Here is a 19143-nt window from a genome sequence, read left to right on the forward strand (position 1 = left end):
AAGCATCGCAACAAGCGTGAAAAACATCAAAGGATCGTAGACACGATGCCTACCCTAAAGGCCTTTTTCTAGTAAAAAGCCAGATGACACTTTTTAAAAGGTCATCTGGCTTTACAGAACATTTAATCAAAAAAGCGTACTTCACCCGTTTCTAAAAGATACTTTGCCCCAACAATCTCTACCTTTCCTTGATCAACAAAAGGGCGAAGCGTCGTATTATTAAGTAGTTTTCCTACAACGGTTTCTATGTTCTTATTAATCGACGCTTCATACAGCAAATCTTCTTGTACACCTTCGCTTTGTGCTTTTTGTACCGAGGGCTGAATCAGCGATAGCAACGTAGTCATAGGGCTTGCCTCAGGATTTTCAATGGCTTCACAGCAGCTATCGACAGCGGCTATGACGGCACCACAGTTTTCATGACCTAACACAACTATCAGAGGGCTATGCAAATGCTCCACAGCATACTCTACAGAAGCCATAGCCACAGCATCAGCCACATTACCAGCAACTCGAATCACAAAAAGATCACCCAAAGCTTGATCAAAAATAATTTCAGGTGGCACTCTCGAGTCAGAACAACCAACAATAACGGCAAAAGGCTGTTGACCCTGCTCCTTCAATTGCACACGTTGGTCTTTGCTAACATCCTTGTCGGTCAATTTATGTTCTATATACCGCTTATTACCCTCTATTAACCGCTTTTTGGACTCTTCGGGTGTTAATGCCGCTTCTGCATTTATATTTTTCCCATCTAATAAAGCTAGGGCTGATTCTTCCTTGTCAAAAACAAGAGAGAATCCTGCAAAGGCTACGAGCAGAGCAATGCCTAAAAGGCTAAAGACTACATACATTTTCCAAGAACGAGGTCTTTTCCAAATAAAAATCTTCAAAAAATAGCTCCCTCCCTCAAACAAAAGAAACGTCTGCCTACATTTCTAATCTTTTTACTAAAATTTTTCTCTCAATGACCAAAAAAAGAATCACCAACCTTTCATAAAAAACTTATGAAGGCGATGGGAGGGTGAGAATCATAAGATTGTATTTTAGCCCTATATCACATTGGGGTTACTTCATAGAGGGCCTGGGATAACTAACAACAAAAAGGTGAACAAAACATTTTTTACTGCAATAACGCTATTTTTATTTGCTCTTGTTCTTTCTACAAAAGCTTTCGCAGTTGGCGGAGGAGAAATAGCTACAGAGGAGATTCATTTTGAAGAGTCCATAGTTGCTACGGAACAAGAAAAGCAGATAGAACAATTAAAATTTAATGAAATTGCAATTGAGAGCGAAATCAATGAAATTGATGAAAGTGAACCAACTCTTTTAGGCGTCAATACCTCAAAAAATCTGAATCTCTCACTAGGCGAGAAATGGTCAACAAACTTCAAAATGAATAACTGGTTTTCCGATGATCACAACGCATTTAACGTAAAAGTATCGAACGTGACCAGTGGCAAATATAAAATCCTGATCAAGGCTACAAATGGCTATAATTACGAAAGCCTTGAATATTCAAAAGGAGCGACTGTTACGATAAGCAATGCACAAAGTGACGTTACTTACACTGTAATCATCCTGAGCACATCAACCAATAATTTGATTGCAAAAGTTGATATTACAAGTTATATCAAGTGAAAAGTATAAATTTTCTTGCGAATGAGAATACAAAGGCACCTCAATAGGGAGGTTAAGATGAGAAAAGAAGCTTTTTTCATCCAAATTGTCATACCACTATTTGTTGGGAACTTTATAGCTGGTTTTCTAGGTAAGTATATTACAGACGGAATGATTGACTGGAAGTTCGCTTCATTTTATTCGCTTATATGGAGTCCAATATATTCAATGATATTATGGAAATCTCGTCATAAATTACATCCGTAGGGGATTTATATGAGTAGAATCACCTTGTACCTCCACTCTACACCTACATTAACCAACGAAGAGCAGTTCCCCACACATCGTGGCTGGACTGCTCTTTTTATTTTTGTAGAGGACGGTGGCTTTAATGACGAAAAACAGCAACAGCAATCTCCAACTCGACACCATCCACAACATCGACATCCACGACGGCCTCCGACTACTCCCTGACAACTCCATCGACCTCATCATCGCTGACCCACCGTATGGCATCAGACACTGTAAAAGCCCTTTGACATGGTTACGTCATGATCTTTTACTACCTTACGTCACGGATTTTTACTAGGTATTGACTAAAAAGGCTAGGGGATGTCACGATTTTTTACATGGTCAAAACTATCTTTATGCAGATAAAGAATGACTTCGTCAAACCTTAAACAATAAACAAACATTACACAATAAAAAGAGGTCTAGCTGTCAAAAAAATAAGAGATCTTTCACCCAAAAGCAGGAATTTGTAAGGGCATGTCGAATTAAGCAGATAATTCCACTTACAAAGGGATGAGGTATATGAGGGAGAAACTGGCGTTACTTAGAAAGATAGATAGAAAAAGAAAAGCCATGTACCGAGCTGCCGAATTAGGACAAGCCTATGAAACAATTTACAAACTCTCCTGTGAATTAGATGTTTTGATTGTGGAATATATGAAAAAATACCAACAGACAGATTTGATGCAATCGGCCTGTTAATGATGGCTTACATAGTAATAGATCGAGCATAGAATAAATAAATCTATGCTCTTTTTCATGCCTATTTTTACGTAAAGGTGGTGTAGCCGTGGTTTCTACGAAATACGAAATCTCCAAACAATTCACCATGGAAAGCCCGATCACGCCACGAACCCTCGCCATATCCGAAGCCTTTGGTATTTCCTTAGATGATGACCAGACCTTTACCGTTTACGATAACATAGCTATCACCATAACCCCCGGCGATATCGTCTACATTACAGGCGATTCAGGAAGTGGTAAGTCCATTCTACTACATGAACTAAAACAACGAATCCCTAACGGTATCAGCAACAGCGATTTTATCATCAACTCTGACCAACCCATTATCGAAGCTGTCGGCAAAGACCTTGATGAAGCCATGTACTTCTTATCGTTGGTGGGCCTCAACGATGCTTTCATCTTCCTCCGAAAATACAGCGAACTAAGCGATGGCCAATGATCAGCCGAGTCGTCCTTCATCCCAAATATCGTGGCATTGGCCTTGGTAAAAAGCTGATAAAAGATACTCTGCCGTTGACAAACAAGCGATATGTAGCTTTTATTCAGTTTTTCACAGGGCAAGACTATAAGCTAGAAGAAACTATGACCATAGAGTTTCCCAAGACAGAAAATCGTCGTGCTGATGGAGTTTTTCTTATAAGCAGTACAGAAGGCGAGATAGTCTGTCATATCGAATTTCAAAGCTCTAATGATTCGACGATACCTTATCGCACTGTTGACGTAGGTGCAATGAAGCACGAAGAGATTCTTAATCTCAGCAATCCAAAGCTGTATGCTCTATTGCCTGTCGTGGATCGAGAATATTACCAGTACAAGCCAGAAGAACACTTGAAGAAAAGTACTGAAGTGATTCTTGACAGTACATTATCTTTGGAAGAAAAAAGGAAAGTGCTATTTCAAGCTAATCTCTTAGCTGGCATAGTTCACGAAGATTCGTTGGTTAAAAAAGTCTTTGCGGAGGTGGATAAAATGATCAATCTTCAAGAGTCATCTACCTATCGACGTATTATTAGAGAAGGACAAAAGGATGCATTAACTAAGACTTTAATACGTTTGCTTAATATTAAGTTCGGAAAATTACCAGAGTCATACGTGGATCGTATAGAGAAGCAGGAGTATCATGCATTAGAGAATATTGCCGATAAAATATTTGAACTTGATAAACCTGAAGATTTAGACAAATATCTTAATTAAAGCATCATAGGTACAGGTAAACTACGGCCTGTGTCTCTCTCTATCTCGACGAGTTCCTTCCTTATTATATATACGTGTATTAACGTACAAAAAATTGCAAAAAATGAATATGCAGAGGGAGCAATGGCGAGGGCGTGTTAAACGCTTCTCGTCTTTTTTTGTTTCTTTCCAGATGACAACATCGTAATCACCGACCTTCGTCAATTCAACGATTATCAGCATTTGCTTACAGCAGGTTTTAGAATCGGCCGTATATGGGCCAATGAAAAGAGTCGACGTGACATTACCCAGCAAGCCGTAAGTGATCACGTTAACGCTGCCATTCGTAAGATAGCAACATTATATCGTCGTAAGGAGGTTGCCTAGATTATGTACGAAGTTCATAGTTTAACTTCGCCAGTGAATGATATTTTAGATACAGGTAGGAAGAGGGTTAGGTCGTTGGTGAAGCAGGGGAAGAAGTAGGGTTGTTGTAGTTAATCGTTTGAGTTAAGGCTGTATGTTATTGAAAGAGAAGCCCGTCAGAAATGATTTCTGGCTGGTTTTTAACCAAAAAGGACTGCTTATCGCAGTCCATCTAGACAAGTATTAATTGCTATTTTATTAAGTGTTCTATTTTAGTTCGTACACTTTTTAATACTTCTGTGTTCACTTTACCAAATCTTTTCCTGATGATTCTTTTTGAAAGTGTATAAACTTTGTCTGCTCTTACTGCTGATAAAACTTTAAGGGCACCCTCGTCTAAGTCTTTTTGTTCAATCAAGACTGAATAATCAAGGTCTTTTAATTTTGATGTAATAGCAACAACAAGAACATCATCGGTTATTTGATTATAATCATCATTTGAAATAATTAGAACAGGACGTTGTTTACTACTTGTTAAGTCACTGAATGGAACTGGAATTAAAACAATATCACCTTGTTTATGCATCATTCCAAACCTCATCATCTATATCATTATCCCAAAAATCAATACTACTTTCACTCGCTTTTGTTAAATCTTCTGATAAACTTTTTTCTTTTTTTGCTTTTAAATATTCAGCAAAGTCTAAGATTTTATTGACTTCTTGCTCTGGAATTTCATCAATAATTTTTAATAGTCGTTCCTTAGCAGTATTCATGATGTTCTTCACCTCTTTCAATGAATATTTTATCTTACGAAACTCTCGTTGTTAAATAACTAGCCGTTAGCCGTCATGAGCTAAAGTTGCCTTTTACTGTTAGCCTACCGTAGGCATCGGTCAATCACCTCTTACAGCAATTGTAAACGATAATTCAGTATAAATAAAGTTCAATCGTAGAAGTCAGCCATTTATCGCCATCCCAATCTTCTCAACAGCGTTAACCTTCAACTTCTGCGAAACACATCCGTACTTCTCCATGAAGTAGTCCAAGTGTTAATGCCCATAAGCTCCTGTATAACCCACGTCATCCCACCGAAGGGCCAGCAGTTCACCAACTCGTAACCCCGTTCCTAGCAATAGTTGAAAAGCGATACACAGTCTGTCCTCTTTGGAGATGGCAAGGAAAGTCGCCATCTCCGTTGGACTCATATAGGCCATATCGGTGTTTTCGTTGTTATTTTCTTTTCGTGGTTTATGTACGGTATTAGCAATGTTGACCGTTACATGACCTTCTTCAACAGCTTTTCGTAAAGCCGACCTAGCTGTAAACAGAATCAACTAAAGTTATCAAGACCCAGAAGGCTTATCGTAATAGCTGGACTCGCTTTACCGAATGGCTGGCGAAAGAGAACCCCCCACAAGACTTTTTCTCAACTTTTTAAGCCAATGCAACAGCAATCGTCAGAGGTCCAAGACGGCCTATGAACATAGGAATGACTGTTGTAGTTAATTGCTTGAGTCGTTTGAGTTAAGGCTGTAGTTATCGCTGTAGAAAGAGAGGCCCGTCAGAAATCATTTTTCTGGCGGGTTTTTACGTATATGCTGTGAACTATCGCACCCATTAGTTAAACAATTATTTGGCAAAAGTGCAGACTAAAATTATTTTTTATTCGGCTACTTTATGCCACTTAATATCATCAGTATTGAATACATTTGTATCCTTGGGAAGACCATAGTAAAAAAGTTTTTCCCCATCTTTATTAAATGCAGTAGGATTAAGTAAATATATTTGTTTACTAACTGGAAACAAGAAAGTAACACGTTCTCCCATGTTAATTCTCTTACTTTTTACATTAGGCTCTACACCAACTTCTATATATGAGACTTCTTCATCGTTGGAGATGATACTTATAAAAGTTGCGTCCGTATTTCCTGTTGAGACGTTTAGAACACCAGCTGTTTGAATTTTATCTGAGCTATATGGTGTATAGGTTGATACATTACTACGATAAAAAAGCCCATCTTTTTCAGTTAATACAGTTCGGTATAACTCTTCCTTGTCACTTTTAAACAAAAAAATAAAAGATGAACCTACTTTATATTCGCCTATCAACTCTGCATCGTTCTCAAGGAAGGAATGATTTTTAGCAGAACTTACTGCCGTAAACCTAAATTCACTAATAAAAAATATAAATACGATAACCAATAAAATAGGAAGCGTAATCATTAACTTTTTCATACCTTATCTCCTCTCTATATAGTAGACCCCTACAATAATAAAACTCTTGTTCCACTAAACTGCTCGTTAGTTAAATAAATGCTCGTAATCCATCATGAACATAGTAGCTTTTTGCCGATATCTTACCGTGAATATAACTTTTTATCTCTTACGGCGAAGGTTTGCTTTCGCCAGGAGTTGATGAAACTTCCTCGTAAGATTCCGTTGCAATACGGCTGTTCCTTTCGACGTTGTAACCACAAAGCCTGTATCTACATTCTGTGAATCGCCACAGAAATATCTAATTTGCCTCCTGTTACGAAAACAGGGTAGGATAGGTATATTTCCCATACCAAAAGGGGTAACGAATCAAACGTGGCCAATCTACGAAGTAGCTGGATAAGGGTCTTTTTAGTTTCATAAAAAGAGGGAGGACGGTGTCTTCCAAGTACAAAATCAGTTAACGCCTCTCTTATTGAAACAGTCGCTTGTAAAGTGGATGAATTTGTCCTAGGATAATACGTATATACTCTTGCCGGAAACAATTCACCAGAGAATTACATAGGGGGGAAGCATGAGTGATATGACGAATGGTAAAGCTATCGCTTCACTGGTACTGGGTATATTCTCCATATTATCTGCTATCTTAGTATCTATAGGACTTATACTTGGTGTTGTTGGCTTAATTCTTGGAATCTGGGGACTACAAGAAATAAAACGTCTTGAACAAAAAGGTAAGAACATTGCAATAGCAGGAATTGTTTGTAGTAGTATCGGTGCTATTCTACCCATATTGGCAGTTATTTTTGCGTATACGGCTTATCTGAACTATACTAATTATTAAACTATTAGGTGTAATTAATAGCTAATGAAAATCCTCACAAAAAAAGATTCTTAAGAAAGGCATCTCCCAATACGAAATCTAATTGGAGGAAAGTTGACGGAGCTGTGGAAAAGTCTATGGGATAAACCTAAATGCACTATCTGTAGCAAAGAGATCAAGGGTAATGACGTTGGCCGTCCAAGAAATCTACAAACTGGTCAACGGCAAAGAAATTGTAGGTGTTATCGTCTACGTCTATCCACTACTAGCTTTGGCAGGCCGTAATGTGGTAGCTGGCCTTCACGAAATGACCTCCCTCATTTATCAATAGAATAACTGTAGTTGAATATATCCGTCCGACTTTTTGTGCACCATTTTGTCGGTTGTAGAAAGAGAGACCCGTCAGAAAATTTTCTGGCGGGTTTTTGCAATAAAATGTTACAGCTTAAATTTTCATTCCATCAAGATTTCCAGCATTCTTTTTCTATTCATAAGAAATTCTCTGGTAACACGAAAATGCTCTGTTTCTTCGTAGGCAATCACAGCGATGCCTTCCTCTGAAAAGTGCATAATCGTTGCGTCAGGATAGGCCATAATAATTGGTGAGTGAGTAGCGATAATGAATTGTGAATCCAAACCAACTAAATCATGGATTCGAGAGATCATTGCCATTTGACGAGTAGGAGAAAGTGCAGCTTCTGGTTCATCTAAGATATAAATTCCACGACCCATAAAACGGTTCATGAATGTTGCAAAAAACGCTTCACCATGCGATTGATGATGAAGAGACTTGCCACCATACGAATCGATAATGCCAAGAACATCAACATTTGTAGAGAAATTATAAAAACTTTCTGCTCGTAAAAAGAATCCGTCTCTAGGTTTTTTTGGACTGCGGATTACTGTAAGATAACGGTGTAAATCTGAATGAGAATCCTGGGTAGAAAAGTTAAAATTCTTCGTTCCACCTTCTGGATTGAAACCAATAGCGACAGCAATAGCCTCTAATAATGTTGACTTACCTGTGCCATTTTCCCCTACAAAAAAAGTCACTTTAGGATGAAGTCTGATTTCATCTAGTTCTCGAACAGCTGGTAGGGAAAAAGGATATTCCGAATATGAAGGTAATTCTTCTTTACGAATCCGAATACTTCGGATATACATATCTCGCTTTTCTTCTAGCATCTATGCACCACCAAACAAATTGCAGAAAAAGGATTCGATGTATGTACGATTTATTGTAACATATTGGGCTCAGTTTGGCATAAACGTATCGGGTGGACAGGGCGTGAATCGAATATAGAATGTCGCCTCTGAATATTACGGTTCCAGAGAGCCGCAATTCCGGTGGTAGTTGAGCCACTTCTCCGGAAAAAATGAGCCTCGAAGAGACGGGCGAAGCCCCTTGCCATTGACAGACGGCGGTCTCGAACGGACAATCTAGGTGGCGGTGTTTGTGCGACATTGCTATAAATAATGCCAAGTACCTTAAGGGGCTCATTATCCGGAAGGGTGGCTCAAACAATCCGGAATAGTTGCTTGAAGCACGAAGAGTTTCGTAATCTCAGCAACCCAAAGCTGTATGCTCTACTGCCTGTAGTGGATCGAGAATACTATCAGGACAAGCCAGAAGAACACTTGAAGAAAAGTACTGAAGTGATTCTAGACAGTACATTATCTTTGGAAGAAAAAAGGAAAGTGCTATTTAAGCCAATCTCTTAGCTGGCATAGTTCACGAAGATTCGTTGTAATTAAAATAACACAGACATAGCTTAAATACGGCCTGTGCCTGTCTCTCTATCTCGACGAGTTCCTTCCTTATTATATATACGTGTATTAATGTACAGAAAAGTTGCAAAAACCTTCGTCAATTAAACGAATATCAGCATTTGCTTACAGCAGGTTTTAGAATCGACCGTATATGGGCCAACGAAAAGAGTCGACGTGACATTACCCAGCAAGCCGTAAGTGATCACGTCAATGCTGCCATTTGTAAGATAGCAACACTCAATCGACGAAAGGAGGTGGCTTAGTCATTATTCCGATATGTCTCTAAGAGAGGGTGGATTTTTTTCGAGTAATAGTAAATAATTACAATCCAAGCGAAATACGAAACAAAAGTCCAACCAATGTTCCATCCATTAAAATACATAACAAGACTAAGATAATGGGCAATGGCTTCACCAGCAGTAAGTGCTGTAGGAAATAACAGAATCAGCCATAGATGGTTCATAGAACGTCTGATTAGTAAATATCCGAAGTAAGATGCTACGACAGGATAAAGTCCAAGATTAAAAGGCAGGGCACTTATTGAGACATGATCATAAATCGGATAAAGGAGCCAGTAGCCCAAAGAAAATCCAAGCTCGTTAAAGAGAAAAGCAACAGCAGAAGCAATTGGGGCAGTCAATAAGACGATAAATTTATCTTTTCTGTACAAAAGAAGACCAAATATCCACGGCAAAATAAAGGCAAGAACAATATTTATTATCATGTAAATTAGGTTTTCCTAAGAAAGATAATCCATTCAAAAAACTTCTCGCCTTCTTTTGTTTCTTTCCAGATGATAATGTATCGTAATCACCGACCTTCGTCAATTCAAGGTGATGTGAGAGAAGTTCACAGTTTGACTTCGCCAGTGAATGATATTTTGGATACTGGTAGAAAGAGAGACCCGTCAGAATAATTTTCTGGCGGGTTTTTGCAATCACACTGAAATATTCTTTAAGCCTAAAAATGCAACAGCAGGGACAGACAATGCAATATCTTTGAGGTAAATTACGTTAATACTTCGAGCAATCATCAACTCAGGCACTTGGATAATATGTAACCGTCCTTCAATAACATCTTCTTCAACGACCATACTTGATAATACTGTAACGCCTAAATTGGCCGATACAGCTTGCTTAATGGCTTCTAAACTGCTGAACTGCATATGTATTTGCAGTTATATGGGCTATTTTTAGTTTGTATTTATTGAATGATTATCTTAAGAAACACTTTCTCAAAAGTGAATACTCCCCTCCACAGTGGGGTATGGTTTGAGGTATTGTTGGCTCCCAAGTTTTGGGAGTTTATGTACATGGTCTTTATTTTCAGAGTTCAATAATAGAAGTAATAAACTATGGCAGTATCGTTTTGGTAGTAATAGTCTACCTACTGATCTTAAGGAAATTTCAGAGAAATAATAAGATTGAAAAGTCTAAACGTAAGCGTCAAACAGTACCCACCTTCCTAATGCAAAAAAATCCCCACCTTGAAAAACAAGATGAGGATTCCGTTAATCTCTAAATTCCTATTTTGTTGCTAGACAGCTATTAGGCAAAGATTCTTTTGACCATGGAAGCAGTTGATCTAGAACCTGTTCATCTTCAGTATCTATGTTGGGCAACTGCTCGAAAAGGTATATCAGATAGGTAAAAGGATTCAAACCATTCTCCTTGGCTGTTTCAATAATGCTATAAACAATTGCGCTTGCTCGTGCGCCACTAGGAGTGTTACTGAACATCCAGTTCTTTCTTCCAACTACGAAGGGTTTTAAAGATCGCTCACTGCGATTGTTGTCAATTTCTAGGTTACCATCAAGCAAAAAGCCCTCTAGTTTTTCCCATTGGTTCAGGCAGTAAGTGATCGCTTGACCAAAGGAACTTTTAGGAAGAACTTTAGTTTCTTGTGTATGAAGCCATGCTAAAAAAGCATCTAGAACAGGTTTACTGCGCTCTAGACGTTCTTTATAACGTGTTTTAGCATCAACTTCTGCTTCTTTTAAGTCGCCTTCAATAGCAAAAAGTTGATTGCAATATTCTAGTCCTTGTTGGGCAACGACAGGCTTGGAGGATTTTTGGTTTGGTAGTGCTTTTAAGGCCTCATTGAATTTCCTCCGCGCGTGAGCCCAGCAGCCACAAAGCCTGACATTTTCCACGAGGTGGTACCCAGAATACCCATCTACGTGCAAAAAGCCTCTAAAATCCGATAAAAACTTTTTAGGATGCTCACCAGCTCGTGTCTCTTGATAGTCAAAAAGCACGATGGGTGGACCGACTGGCCCTGTGCGGTACAACCACATATAAGAATTGGTCTGCGCTTTCCGACCTGGCTCATGAAGTACCTGCAAGCTCGTCTCGTCACAATAGAGGTACTTCTGTTGCAACAGGTGGTGGTGCATCCGATCATAAAGCAGACTTAACCATCGGTTAGCGCCGTAAAGAACCCAGTTGGCCAGATTTTGGCGAGACAAATTAACGCCAAGGTGCAAAAAATGCTGCTCCTGACGGTAAAGAGGCATACCATATGCATATTTTTGGGTCATCACGTAAGCCATAACTGATGGAGAGACAAAGCTCTTTTGGAGTACCGGTGCTGGCATGGGTGCAGTGATAACCAGAGGTTTATCTGCATCAGGTGCGTCTTTCTCACAACAGCGACAAGAGTAGACATAGCGCACATGCTTGACCACTTTTACCTGGGCAGGAATGATCTTCAACTCTTGCCGTTCTTCTGTGCTCATTTCGTGCAAAGCACCACCGCAACAAGCACAATGCTTCTCTTCTTCGGGTAGACGGTATTCAATCGTTTCCACGGGCAGTCCTTCTATGTTAACAACGCGAGAACCCCGCTTTTTACGGCGTTGATGAGGTTGCACCTCAATGTTTTCTATGGGAGGCTCAACCAGAGGCGCTAGCGCTTCTAGCTCAGTTTCATTAAAAAGAAGCTCCTGCTGACCTGGAACAGTTCGTTCGCTAGAAGAGCCGTATTGCCGATGGCGATTAAGTTGAATCTGCTCCTTCAGCCAGTTCAATTGAGCCATTAATTCAGCATTTTGCTGTTCTAGTTGTTTACAGCGATTCTGGAGATATTCAATTGATTCAGTATTGTCAATGCTATTGCTCATACATAGTAATTTCGACAAATTCTGCGAATATCCTTTTTAAAGACGGCTAAGAGCTGAAAAAACATTTCTTTTTATAGGATTGTACGAGCCGTGACCACAGGATGGGCTTGATGCTGTTCGAGTGCAAGACCATCGAGCAACCAGCGAAGTTCTCGACGACTAATCTTTGTCGTTTTAGAACTTCCTTCTGTTGGCCATTGAAATTTCCCTCGCTCTAGGCGGCGGTAATATAGCCAAAAGCCATTTACTTCCCACTGTAAAATCTTAAGTTTGTCACGTTGGCGATTACAAAAGACAAAGAGACAAGGTGAAAAGGGATCTAGCTCGAAGACCTCTTTCACGATTACTGCCAAGCCATCGATTGATTTGCGAAGATCCGTAGCACCTGAGGCCAAATAGACCTTTTCGATTGCTGCTTCACTTATCATGGTACCGTCAGCGCCCTTACTACTTGCCTGAGTAGAACCGAATTGAATCCGGGTCTTACATCGATAATTGCCGGTCCTATCCTGATAGCCAAGCCATTCGGGCTATCGCGTTCTTTGGAACTGTCACTGTTCGCATTGTCTGTTTTTGTATGGCCAACGTCCATAGCAAATTTTTCTACGTTGTTCTTTATTTCGGATTCCTTTGCTTCTCTTAGTGTATCCTCTGCACCAGCATTGCTAACAGGCTCTGCAGCATCGGTTCCAACGTCATTTACTTTGGTATTGTCAGTTTCAGTGCAAAAGAGTCTCATATCTTCAGCTTCTGAATCTTGGGAGCTAACACTGCTTCCGTTATCCTCTTCATTATCACTTATCTCGATTGAAATCCACTGCGTTTTGGGGTTCGCTGAACTTTCTACGGCTTCAATCTTCTTAAGCCAATAACGCAGTTGATGAGCTTTGACATCATTGGCAGCACACCACTTTGGTATGCTTAGGCCGCTTGCTCTATAAGCAGCCACTCGTGCTTCCCATTCTTTTTTTAGATGTGCTCTTGACATGAAAAAATCCTCCCCAGGTTGTATTCTTGAGGAAGATTATCTCATAAAAGAAGTTGTGCTACCATGTGGGTACTGTTTGACGCTTACGTCTAAACTTAAAGCAATGGCATGAGAAGAGTTATTTGAAGGAGGTTGCCTAGGGAGAAAGTAACCATACTTCGGATTTAGGAAGTCTCTAGTGCTAAAAAGCTTTCATTTACACTATCGGGTGGACAGGGCGTGAATCGAATATAGAACGTCGTTCCTTGAGGACTACTCTGAAAATCCATTTTTGCCTTATGGTTTTCTACTACTTTATAGCAAGTGGCAATGCCCAGTCCTGTTCCATTTTTTTTCGTTGTGAAAAAGGGAGCCCCTATGTTATCCTGGATTTCCTTGGGAATACCTGTTCCTTGATCAGATATTGCAAGAACGACTACATCATCCTCGAAGGATGTTTTTAAGGTAACCGTACCCTTTTCAGGCATAGAGTCAAGAGCATTTTTGACGAGGTTAAGTAGTAGCTGTCTTATTTCATTTTCATCGAGAACAGTTTTGGGAACCGATTGAAGAACAGCAGTAACATACTTGTCTTGTTTATAAGCCTCTGCAGTCAATAAAGGCATTATCCTATTAATAACTTCGTTTACATCCATTTCTTTTGATTCTCTATTTTTTGTCCGAGCCAACGATAAGAACTCAGTAATAATGTCGTTGGCTTGATCAAGTTCACTCAGCATAAGTTCTACTTGTTTTTTATAAGGCGATAAATCCTTACGGATCAAGAATAGTTGTAAGAAACCTCTAACAACAGTTAGTGGATTTCTTACTTCATGTCCAATGCCAGCAGCCATTTGACCAACCGTATTCAGACGGTCGAGACGACTCATTTCTTTTTCGTATTTATTCTTTTCTGTTATGTCAATGCCCACATATAGAAAACAGGCTTTGCCATTTAACTGTATCGCTTCTGTTGTTAGCAATACATCACGAGTTTCTCCATTTTTGGCGTTGAAAGATACCAATATATTACGTACAGGTCGGTTTCTGATCAAACGATGCATGTCTTTTGTTAGAATATTAAATTCATTCTGGCTTTTATTGATGATTTCTTCTCGGCTATATCCTGTTGTGGCTACCCACTCTTTATTTACGTCAACATACTTGTAATCGTCGATAGACACAATAGACAAACTTACAGGAACTTTATGAAAAATTTTATAAAAACGTTCTGATGAGAGTTCTAAGTCTCGATAGGGAGCCGTAATGGTGCTAACAAAAATACCTTTAAATAAGTAATAATAGTAGCAAATCTTGAGCAAATGCCCCAAAACCATAAGATAAGAGTTGACAGAAGTGAATACTGCAAAAATAAGCTCCCCTGGTATAGTTATAAGTAAAGCAAGAAAAACATAGCGATCTTTCTCTGTTGACCAAGAATTGAATTTTCTATAACGAAAAAATAAAGCAAGGGCAAACATGGATGTAATTACAATTTCCATTAAGATTTTAGTTCCTGTTGCTCCTTGTCCGTTAATAAACAATGAAGGCATAGCAGGTGGGTAAAAAAGGAAAACAGATAAGATTATAGAGAGCAGCAGAGACATTAACAACCAGTTCCATTTGGTTGTTCGAAATATGATGTTTTTAGATATAAGAAGCAGCACCAATGCTTCAACAAATCTCCCAGCGACCCAAAAACGACTTGATAAATCGTGTTGGTCTAAAGGACTTTGAAAGTAACCAATAAAAGAAATAGTATGTATAACATCCATAACCGCAACAACAAAAAAACCAAAGCCGACAAGATGAATTTCAGGAGAAGCTCGGTGGAACAAAATCACTGTAATACATAAAGCCAGAAAAAGCAAAGAAGATGGCTATTGCTTCTACGGCAGTATGAGCTAAATAATGATGGTTACGCCAAATTAGATGGTCAAATAACCATGAAAATAGCAAGATCATCATAATTAACAAAAAATAATGGCGTAGTATATCATAAATATCATTTTTTTCTTTCACAAAGTTAAAAAAATTAGTCATTTTCACTCTCCTGCTATAGAAATTCATCTTCTTTTTGATTATATACTAAAACCATAGAATAATTTGTCGAATCGTGGTGCATACAAAAATTAGATAGAAATTTAACAAAATTGATCTCACAATTATAAAATTTTGTGGGCTATAAGAGGCATCTCCCAATACGAAATTTTATAATTTTTGCTAAGCAAATTTTGTTCTTATTCTACAAGAAAAACGATTTTCGTTAACAGCTCGCTTTCTGGAACTTCCAGAGGTGAGTTATAGTAAAATTCATAGACTACACCAGTGGGACTATAAGCATTTTCCATTGTCCACTTTTGCATAGCCTCATAAACAGAGGCCGAATCTTTGTATGGACCTTTATACAGATAGGATACTTGATGACTCGCTGGAATTTCACTAGCTTGGATGTCGCCTTTGCCACTGAATTGCTTCGACACGGGAACCCCTATCTCTATATCGAGATTATCCATATCCATGTTGTAATAGGCTCCAAAGGGGATACCGGCAGGTTTTTCTCCAATTTCAAGGAGATGCTGAAAAATAGCTTCATAAGCTTTGCCAAAAAGTGCTGGCAAGTCAATAAAAGGACCAGACCTAACAAAAAACCAGCCCTAAAGCTGCTAGGTACAGCCAGGCTGGTATTTAGACGATACAGATCATGTTCTTTCTTTCGCAACCATATTATACCACTGATAGGGTTCGTTTGTCACTCATGGGGGAATTATAAAACGTGTAATGCATTACAGCTTCTGTTATAATTAATGAAAATAGAAATCATTTCGGAGGACTTTCTTGGGTATTTTAGAAAAATTACATACATTGATTATTTTGCTGGCTGTCCTAGCAGGCTTGTTGTTAGGTCAAGTGGGAATCATAGAAGCAAATGCTGAAAACCTTATTGTTCCTTTCTTGCTTCTGATGTTGTATGGTCTTTTTTTAACGATTCCTATAAAAGACTTAAAAAAAGCATTTGTAAATTACAGGTTTGCTGGTGTCAGTCTAGCGATTAATTTTATTTGGACACCTTTGTTAGCATGGGTGCTTGGTGCGATCTTTCTCTCAGACCATCCGGCCTTATGGATTGGATTCATTATGCTGATGGTAACACCATGTACTGACTGGTATCTTGTCTTTACTGGTATCGCAAGAGGAAATCTTTCGCTATCGACAGCAATATTGCCTGTTAATCTAACTTTACAGGTTTTGTTACTACCGGTATACTTATTGCTTTTTGCAGGCATTATGGAAGCAGTCGATATGTCGATACTAATAGAGAGTATTTTGCTGATCATAGCTCTTCCGTTTTTGTTAGCCAATATAACGAGATTTCTGTTCTACAGAGCCAAAAAAGAAAAAATTCTAGAAGAAAAGCTATTACCCTTTTTTAGTACAGGTCAAATATTCTTTCTAAGTCTAGCCATCTTGTTTATGTTTGCTTCACAGGGAAGATATCTAATTGAAAATATTAGCATGGTCTATACAATACTGGTTCCAATTCTTGTCTTTTTCTTGATCAACTTTATAGTTAGCCGTATTATTAGCCCTATGTTTAATTTCTCTTACGAAGATTCAGCCAGTTTGACATTGACCACATTGGCAAGAAACTCACCACTAGCATTAGCTATTGCAGTAACAGCCTTTCCTGATCAACCAATTATAGCTTTAGCTTTAATAGTTGGCCCTTTGATTGAATTACCCTTATTGACAGGTATTTCTCAAATACTTTTAAGAATTCGTGGTAATAGGAATGAGCCAATCAATGAATCCAATATTGCTAGCGAACAGAGAGACCCATCAGAATAAATATTTTTTGGCGAGCCTAATTTTCTTCAAAGAGGATAGCTGCGTTGATGAGGGTAGATTTTTTTCAAGTAATTGAACTTGATAAGCCTGAAGATTTAGACAAATAATATCTTAATTAAAGTAACAGAGGTACAGGTCAACTAAGCCCTGTGCCTCTCTCTATCTCGGCGAGTTCCTTCCTTATTATATATACGTGTATTAACACGGGATCTTTGAAGCGTGGGGCACTAAGCCTCGCGTTTCTTTTTTTTCAATTAACACTTTGCGAATTGATAGCATAGTTTGCAACTGGAAGAATCTACCATAAAGAAAGGGGGAGTATAATTGAACTGGTTTCGTGAATTACCGATTGTTCGCAAAGTTAAGGTAGGACTAATTACAATCGTTTCCATCATGGCTCTAACCGTCATAGTTGCTGCCATGGGGTTTTTTGTAATTAACCAGAGTCTGCGCATGTTAACACCCAAAAAGCCCTCTAGCCCTTACGCCACAGGGCTTAGCGAAATTGTCACGAAAACGTGAAAATTCCAGAAATCCCGATACAAATTCGACAAAAACCATATTGATTTTCCATCTAGCGGTTCAATTTTCCATGAAAAAAAGGATTCCTCAGCCCTTTTGCGAAGTGTTTAAGCGCTAACCAAAAACACACAAAGGGAGGAATCCTCTGTGCATAGTTTACCACAAGAACCCGATATGATGGAAGATCATCTTCGTATTCCTAACAAGAAAAAAAGGAAGAAATCGAACAAAAAGAAGAACGGCAAATGGGTAGGAGATAAGGTTGGTCGTGAGATAGAAGACTTCGCCTGTTATGCAACAAAAATACACGATTTTTCTCGGATGGCTCACCAAGCAAAAGATAGTCGTAAAAGAGCTCAAATCAAAGCGCCTATCATTTTTATCGTTGTCTTTTTTGGTGCCTTTTTCAGTATGGTTAGTATGGCGCAGTTAGATCATTGGCTAAAAAGTAAAGTTTTTGCTAGGTTTATTCCTAGTAGATTTCGCTTACCCTCCCATGACACAGTTCGAAGAGCACTGCAGAAGTGGGATTTAGATATTCAACGACAGCAACACCAAGAGATTGTAATTTGCTATAAAGAGCAAAAAGGACCTAAAAAAGGTAGCATTGATGGTCTGAGAGTTACGGCCATAGACGGCGTTGAACTCTTTCACAGTACCGCCTACAAATGCAAAGATTGTTTGACCCGAGAAAAACGAGATGGCAGCACAGAGTATTATCATTCTATTGTCGTGGCCCAACAAGTTGGCGGCGGGGCTAACATCATTTATGATTGGGAAATGCGTAAGCCGAGGGATGGTCAAGATAAAGACGAAGGTGAATCGACAGTAGCTCTACGCTTAATCAAAAGCTTAAAAGAAAAGTACGGAAAAATCACCGATGTATATACCTTAGATGCCCTTTACGCCAAAGCTCCTATTATCGAAGCCGCGTTAGCAGCAGGCTCCCATGTTGTGATTCGCATGAAAGATAAGCGTATGCGAATTATGCAAAGAGGCCATAAAGAGTTTTCTGAGCGTAGCTATGATCATTTTTGGGAAGAGAATGATAGACGAGGCAATTCTATCTATGTGCAAGCCTGGGAGCAAGAAGGCCTTACAGATTGGGATCAAGTCTCTATACCTCTACGACTCATCAAAATTATCCGTCATACTACGAAAACAATCATAGAAGGCAACGAAAAGGTACAAGTCACAGATATCACAGAGCAATGGCTTGTCACAACCTATACAAAAACAGAAGTAAAAGTACAAACAATCGCCCGAATTGCTTGTGAGCGTTGGGAAATAGAAAATGTCGCTTTTCGCAATCTCAAGACTTTTAATCACATAGACCACTGCTTTGTTCATCATCCTGTGGCTATCGAAGCACTGATTAACTTTCAAGTGATGGCCTTTAACCTAAAGCGAATGTACTTTTATCATCACTTATCGAATTTTCGAAGTTGGGATATCCAGTTAAGAGAAGTCATCAACGAAATGCGTGAAGCAGCTCGTTGGGGAAAACTCAATTTATGTCGTTGGCTCTGGAAGTGGGGGCTTTGTGTATTATGAATCTATTCGGATGGAAGAGGGTGTTGGAGGAGCAAAAATTGTAAAATAAAAAATCTATCAATTTCTACATAGGGATATTTCAACATGGAATTGGTTAATTTGAACAATTTATAAACGTTTTTCATG

Annotated in this window: 24 protein-coding genes; 11 read left to right on the top strand and 13 right to left on the bottom strand. The window is 38.9% G+C overall.

What is annotated here, in order from left to right; translation table 11 throughout:
- Nucleotides 1-122: 122 nt before the first annotated feature.
- A complete protein-coding gene (locus FTV88_RS10165) occupies nucleotides 123-893 on the bottom strand; it encodes a carbonic anhydrase (protein WP_243137085.1) in 771 nt (256 codons plus the stop codon).
- A gap of 214 nt (nucleotides 894-1107) precedes the next feature.
- Between FTV88_RS10165 and FTV88_RS10170 the strand changes: the two genes are divergently transcribed.
- The 5 genes from FTV88_RS10170 (at nucleotide 1108) to FTV88_RS10190 (ending at nucleotide 3849) form a co-directional block, all read left to right on the top strand.
- A complete protein-coding gene (locus FTV88_RS10170) occupies nucleotides 1108-1641 on the top strand; it encodes a hypothetical protein (RefSeq protein WP_153725525.1) in 534 nt (177 codons plus the stop codon).
- Nucleotides 1642-1896: 255 nt separating this feature from the next.
- On the top strand, nucleotides 1897-2094 hold the full coding sequence (locus FTV88_RS10175) for a hypothetical protein (protein ID WP_153725526.1): 198 nt from the start codon (nucleotides 1897-1899) through the stop codon (nucleotides 2092-2094).
- Nucleotides 2095-2433: 339 nt separating this feature from the next.
- Nucleotides 2434-2613: an aspartyl-phosphate phosphatase Spo0E family protein gene (locus tag FTV88_RS10180; RefSeq protein ID WP_162007994.1), complete on the top strand. Its 180-nt coding sequence runs from the start codon at nucleotides 2434-2436 to the stop codon at nucleotides 2611-2613.
- A gap of 88 nt (nucleotides 2614-2701) precedes the next feature.
- A complete protein-coding gene (locus tag FTV88_RS10185; protein ID WP_153725528.1) occupies nucleotides 2702-3094 on the top strand; it encodes an ATP-binding cassette domain-containing protein in 393 nt (130 codons plus the stop codon).
- On the top strand, nucleotides 3091-3849 hold the full coding sequence (locus tag FTV88_RS10190) for a DUF4351 domain-containing protein (protein WP_153725529.1): 759 nt from the start codon (nucleotides 3091-3093) through the stop codon (nucleotides 3847-3849). The genes FTV88_RS10185 and FTV88_RS10190 overlap by 4 nt, the downstream gene beginning before the upstream one ends.
- A 595-nt stretch (nucleotides 3850-4444) precedes the next feature.
- Here the strand turns inward: FTV88_RS10190 and FTV88_RS10195 are convergent.
- The 4 genes from FTV88_RS10195 to FTV88_RS10210 all read right to left on the bottom strand — a co-directional run bounded on the left by FTV88_RS10195 (nucleotide 4445) and on the right by FTV88_RS10210 (nucleotide 6432).
- Nucleotides 4445-4783: a type II toxin-antitoxin system PemK/MazF family toxin gene (locus FTV88_RS10195; protein ID WP_243137086.1), complete on the bottom strand. Its 339-nt coding sequence runs from the start codon at nucleotides 4781-4783 to the stop codon at nucleotides 4445-4447.
- A complete protein-coding gene (locus FTV88_RS10200) occupies nucleotides 4773-4970 on the bottom strand; it encodes a DUF2281 domain-containing protein (RefSeq protein WP_151621232.1) in 198 nt (65 codons plus the stop codon). The genes FTV88_RS10195 and FTV88_RS10200 overlap by 11 nt, the downstream gene beginning before the upstream one ends.
- A gap of 276 nt (nucleotides 4971-5246) precedes the next feature.
- Nucleotides 5247-5531 (bottom strand): site-specific integrase, encoded by a 285-nt coding sequence (locus tag FTV88_RS10205; RefSeq protein ID WP_153725530.1) that lies wholly within the window; start codon nucleotides 5529-5531, stop codon nucleotides 5247-5249.
- A 328-nt stretch (nucleotides 5532-5859) separates the two neighbouring features.
- Nucleotides 5860-6432, bottom strand: coding sequence for a hypothetical protein (locus FTV88_RS10210; RefSeq protein ID WP_151621236.1), 573 nt, complete (start codon nucleotides 6430-6432; stop codon nucleotides 5860-5862).
- A 553-nt stretch (nucleotides 6433-6985) separates the two neighbouring features.
- Between FTV88_RS10210 and FTV88_RS10215 the strand changes: the two genes are divergently transcribed.
- Together FTV88_RS10215 and FTV88_RS10220 are read left to right on the top strand one after the other, a co-directional pair.
- On the top strand, nucleotides 6986-7255 hold the full coding sequence (locus FTV88_RS10215; protein ID WP_153725531.1) for a DUF4190 domain-containing protein: 270 nt from the start codon (nucleotides 6986-6988) through the stop codon (nucleotides 7253-7255).
- Between the two features lie 163 nt (nucleotides 7256-7418).
- Nucleotides 7419-7565: a hypothetical protein gene (locus FTV88_RS10220; RefSeq protein WP_153725532.1), complete on the top strand. Its 147-nt coding sequence runs from the start codon at nucleotides 7419-7421 to the stop codon at nucleotides 7563-7565.
- Nucleotides 7566-7687: 122 nt separating this feature from the next.
- Here the strand turns inward: FTV88_RS10220 and FTV88_RS10225 are convergent, their stop codons facing one another.
- The gene (locus FTV88_RS10225; RefSeq protein WP_151621240.1) at nucleotides 7688-8419 is read right to left on the bottom strand and encodes an AAA family ATPase; all 732 of its coding nucleotides are present in this window, start codon (nucleotides 8417-8419) and stop codon (nucleotides 7688-7690) included.
- A gap of 327 nt (nucleotides 8420-8746) precedes the next feature.
- Here FTV88_RS10225 and FTV88_RS15510 point away from each other — a divergent pair, with 327 nt between their 5' ends.
- Nucleotides 8747-8956, top strand: coding sequence for a hypothetical protein (locus FTV88_RS15510; RefSeq protein WP_151621242.1), 210 nt, complete (start codon nucleotides 8747-8749; stop codon nucleotides 8954-8956).
- A 307-nt stretch (nucleotides 8957-9263) separates the two neighbouring features.
- Here the strand turns inward: FTV88_RS15510 and FTV88_RS10230 are convergent, their stop codons facing one another.
- From FTV88_RS10230 to FTV88_RS10260, 7 genes are all read right to left on the bottom strand, one after another.
- Nucleotides 9264-9728, bottom strand: coding sequence for a CBO0543 family protein (locus FTV88_RS10230; RefSeq protein WP_162007995.1), 465 nt, complete (start codon nucleotides 9726-9728; stop codon nucleotides 9264-9266).
- Between the two features lie 213 nt (nucleotides 9729-9941).
- Nucleotides 9942-10169 carry a LysR substrate-binding domain-containing protein gene (locus tag FTV88_RS10235; RefSeq protein ID WP_153725534.1) on the bottom strand — a complete coding sequence of 76 codons (228 nt, stop codon included), beginning with the start codon at nucleotides 10167-10169 and terminating at the stop codon, nucleotides 9942-9944.
- 360 nt (nucleotides 10170-10529) lie between these two features.
- Nucleotides 10530-12125 (bottom strand): IS66 family transposase, encoded by a 1596-nt coding sequence (gene tnpC / locus FTV88_RS10240; RefSeq protein ID WP_153725535.1) that lies wholly within the window; start codon nucleotides 12123-12125, stop codon nucleotides 10530-10532.
- Nucleotides 12126-12196: 71 nt separating this feature from the next.
- Nucleotides 12197-12553 (bottom strand): IS66 family insertion sequence element accessory protein TnpB, encoded by a 357-nt coding sequence (gene tnpB / locus FTV88_RS10245; protein ID WP_153725536.1) that lies wholly within the window; start codon nucleotides 12551-12553, stop codon nucleotides 12197-12199.
- Complete coding sequence (gene tnpA / locus FTV88_RS10250) at nucleotides 12550-13113, bottom strand: IS66 family insertion sequence element accessory protein TnpA (RefSeq protein ID WP_153725537.1); 564 nt, start codon at nucleotides 13111-13113, stop codon at nucleotides 12550-12552. The genes tnpB and tnpA overlap by 4 nt, the downstream gene beginning before the upstream one ends.
- A gap of 164 nt (nucleotides 13114-13277) precedes the next feature.
- Nucleotides 13278-14963, bottom strand: a complete 1686-nt coding sequence (locus tag FTV88_RS10255; RefSeq protein WP_153725538.1) for an MASE3 domain-containing protein — start codon at nucleotides 14961-14963, stop codon at nucleotides 13278-13280.
- Between the two features lie 369 nt (nucleotides 14964-15332).
- The gene (locus FTV88_RS10260) at nucleotides 15333-15713 is read right to left on the bottom strand and encodes a GyrI-like domain-containing protein (protein ID WP_243137087.1); all 381 of its coding nucleotides are present in this window, start codon (nucleotides 15711-15713) and stop codon (nucleotides 15333-15335) included.
- Nucleotides 15714-15930: 217 nt separating this feature from the next.
- On the opposite strand from FTV88_RS10260, the gene FTV88_RS10265 reads away from it, so the two are divergent.
- From FTV88_RS10265 to FTV88_RS10275, 3 genes are all read left to right on the top strand, one after another.
- Nucleotides 15931-16941, top strand: a complete 1011-nt coding sequence (locus FTV88_RS10265; protein ID WP_153725540.1) for an arsenic resistance protein — start codon at nucleotides 15931-15933, stop codon at nucleotides 16939-16941.
- A gap of 324 nt (nucleotides 16942-17265) precedes the next feature.
- Nucleotides 17266-17463, top strand: coding sequence for a hypothetical protein (locus FTV88_RS10270; RefSeq protein ID WP_153725541.1), 198 nt, complete (start codon nucleotides 17266-17268; stop codon nucleotides 17461-17463).
- Between the two features lie 147 nt (nucleotides 17464-17610).
- Nucleotides 17611-19017, top strand: a complete 1407-nt coding sequence (locus FTV88_RS10275; protein ID WP_243137088.1) for a transposase — start codon at nucleotides 17611-17613, stop codon at nucleotides 19015-19017.
- Nucleotides 19018-19143: the final 126 nt, after the last annotated feature.

The organism is Heliorestis convoluta (assembly GCF_009649955.1).
Taxonomy (GTDB): Bacteria; Bacillota; Desulfitobacteriia; order Heliobacteriales; family Heliobacteriaceae; genus Heliorestis; species Heliorestis convoluta.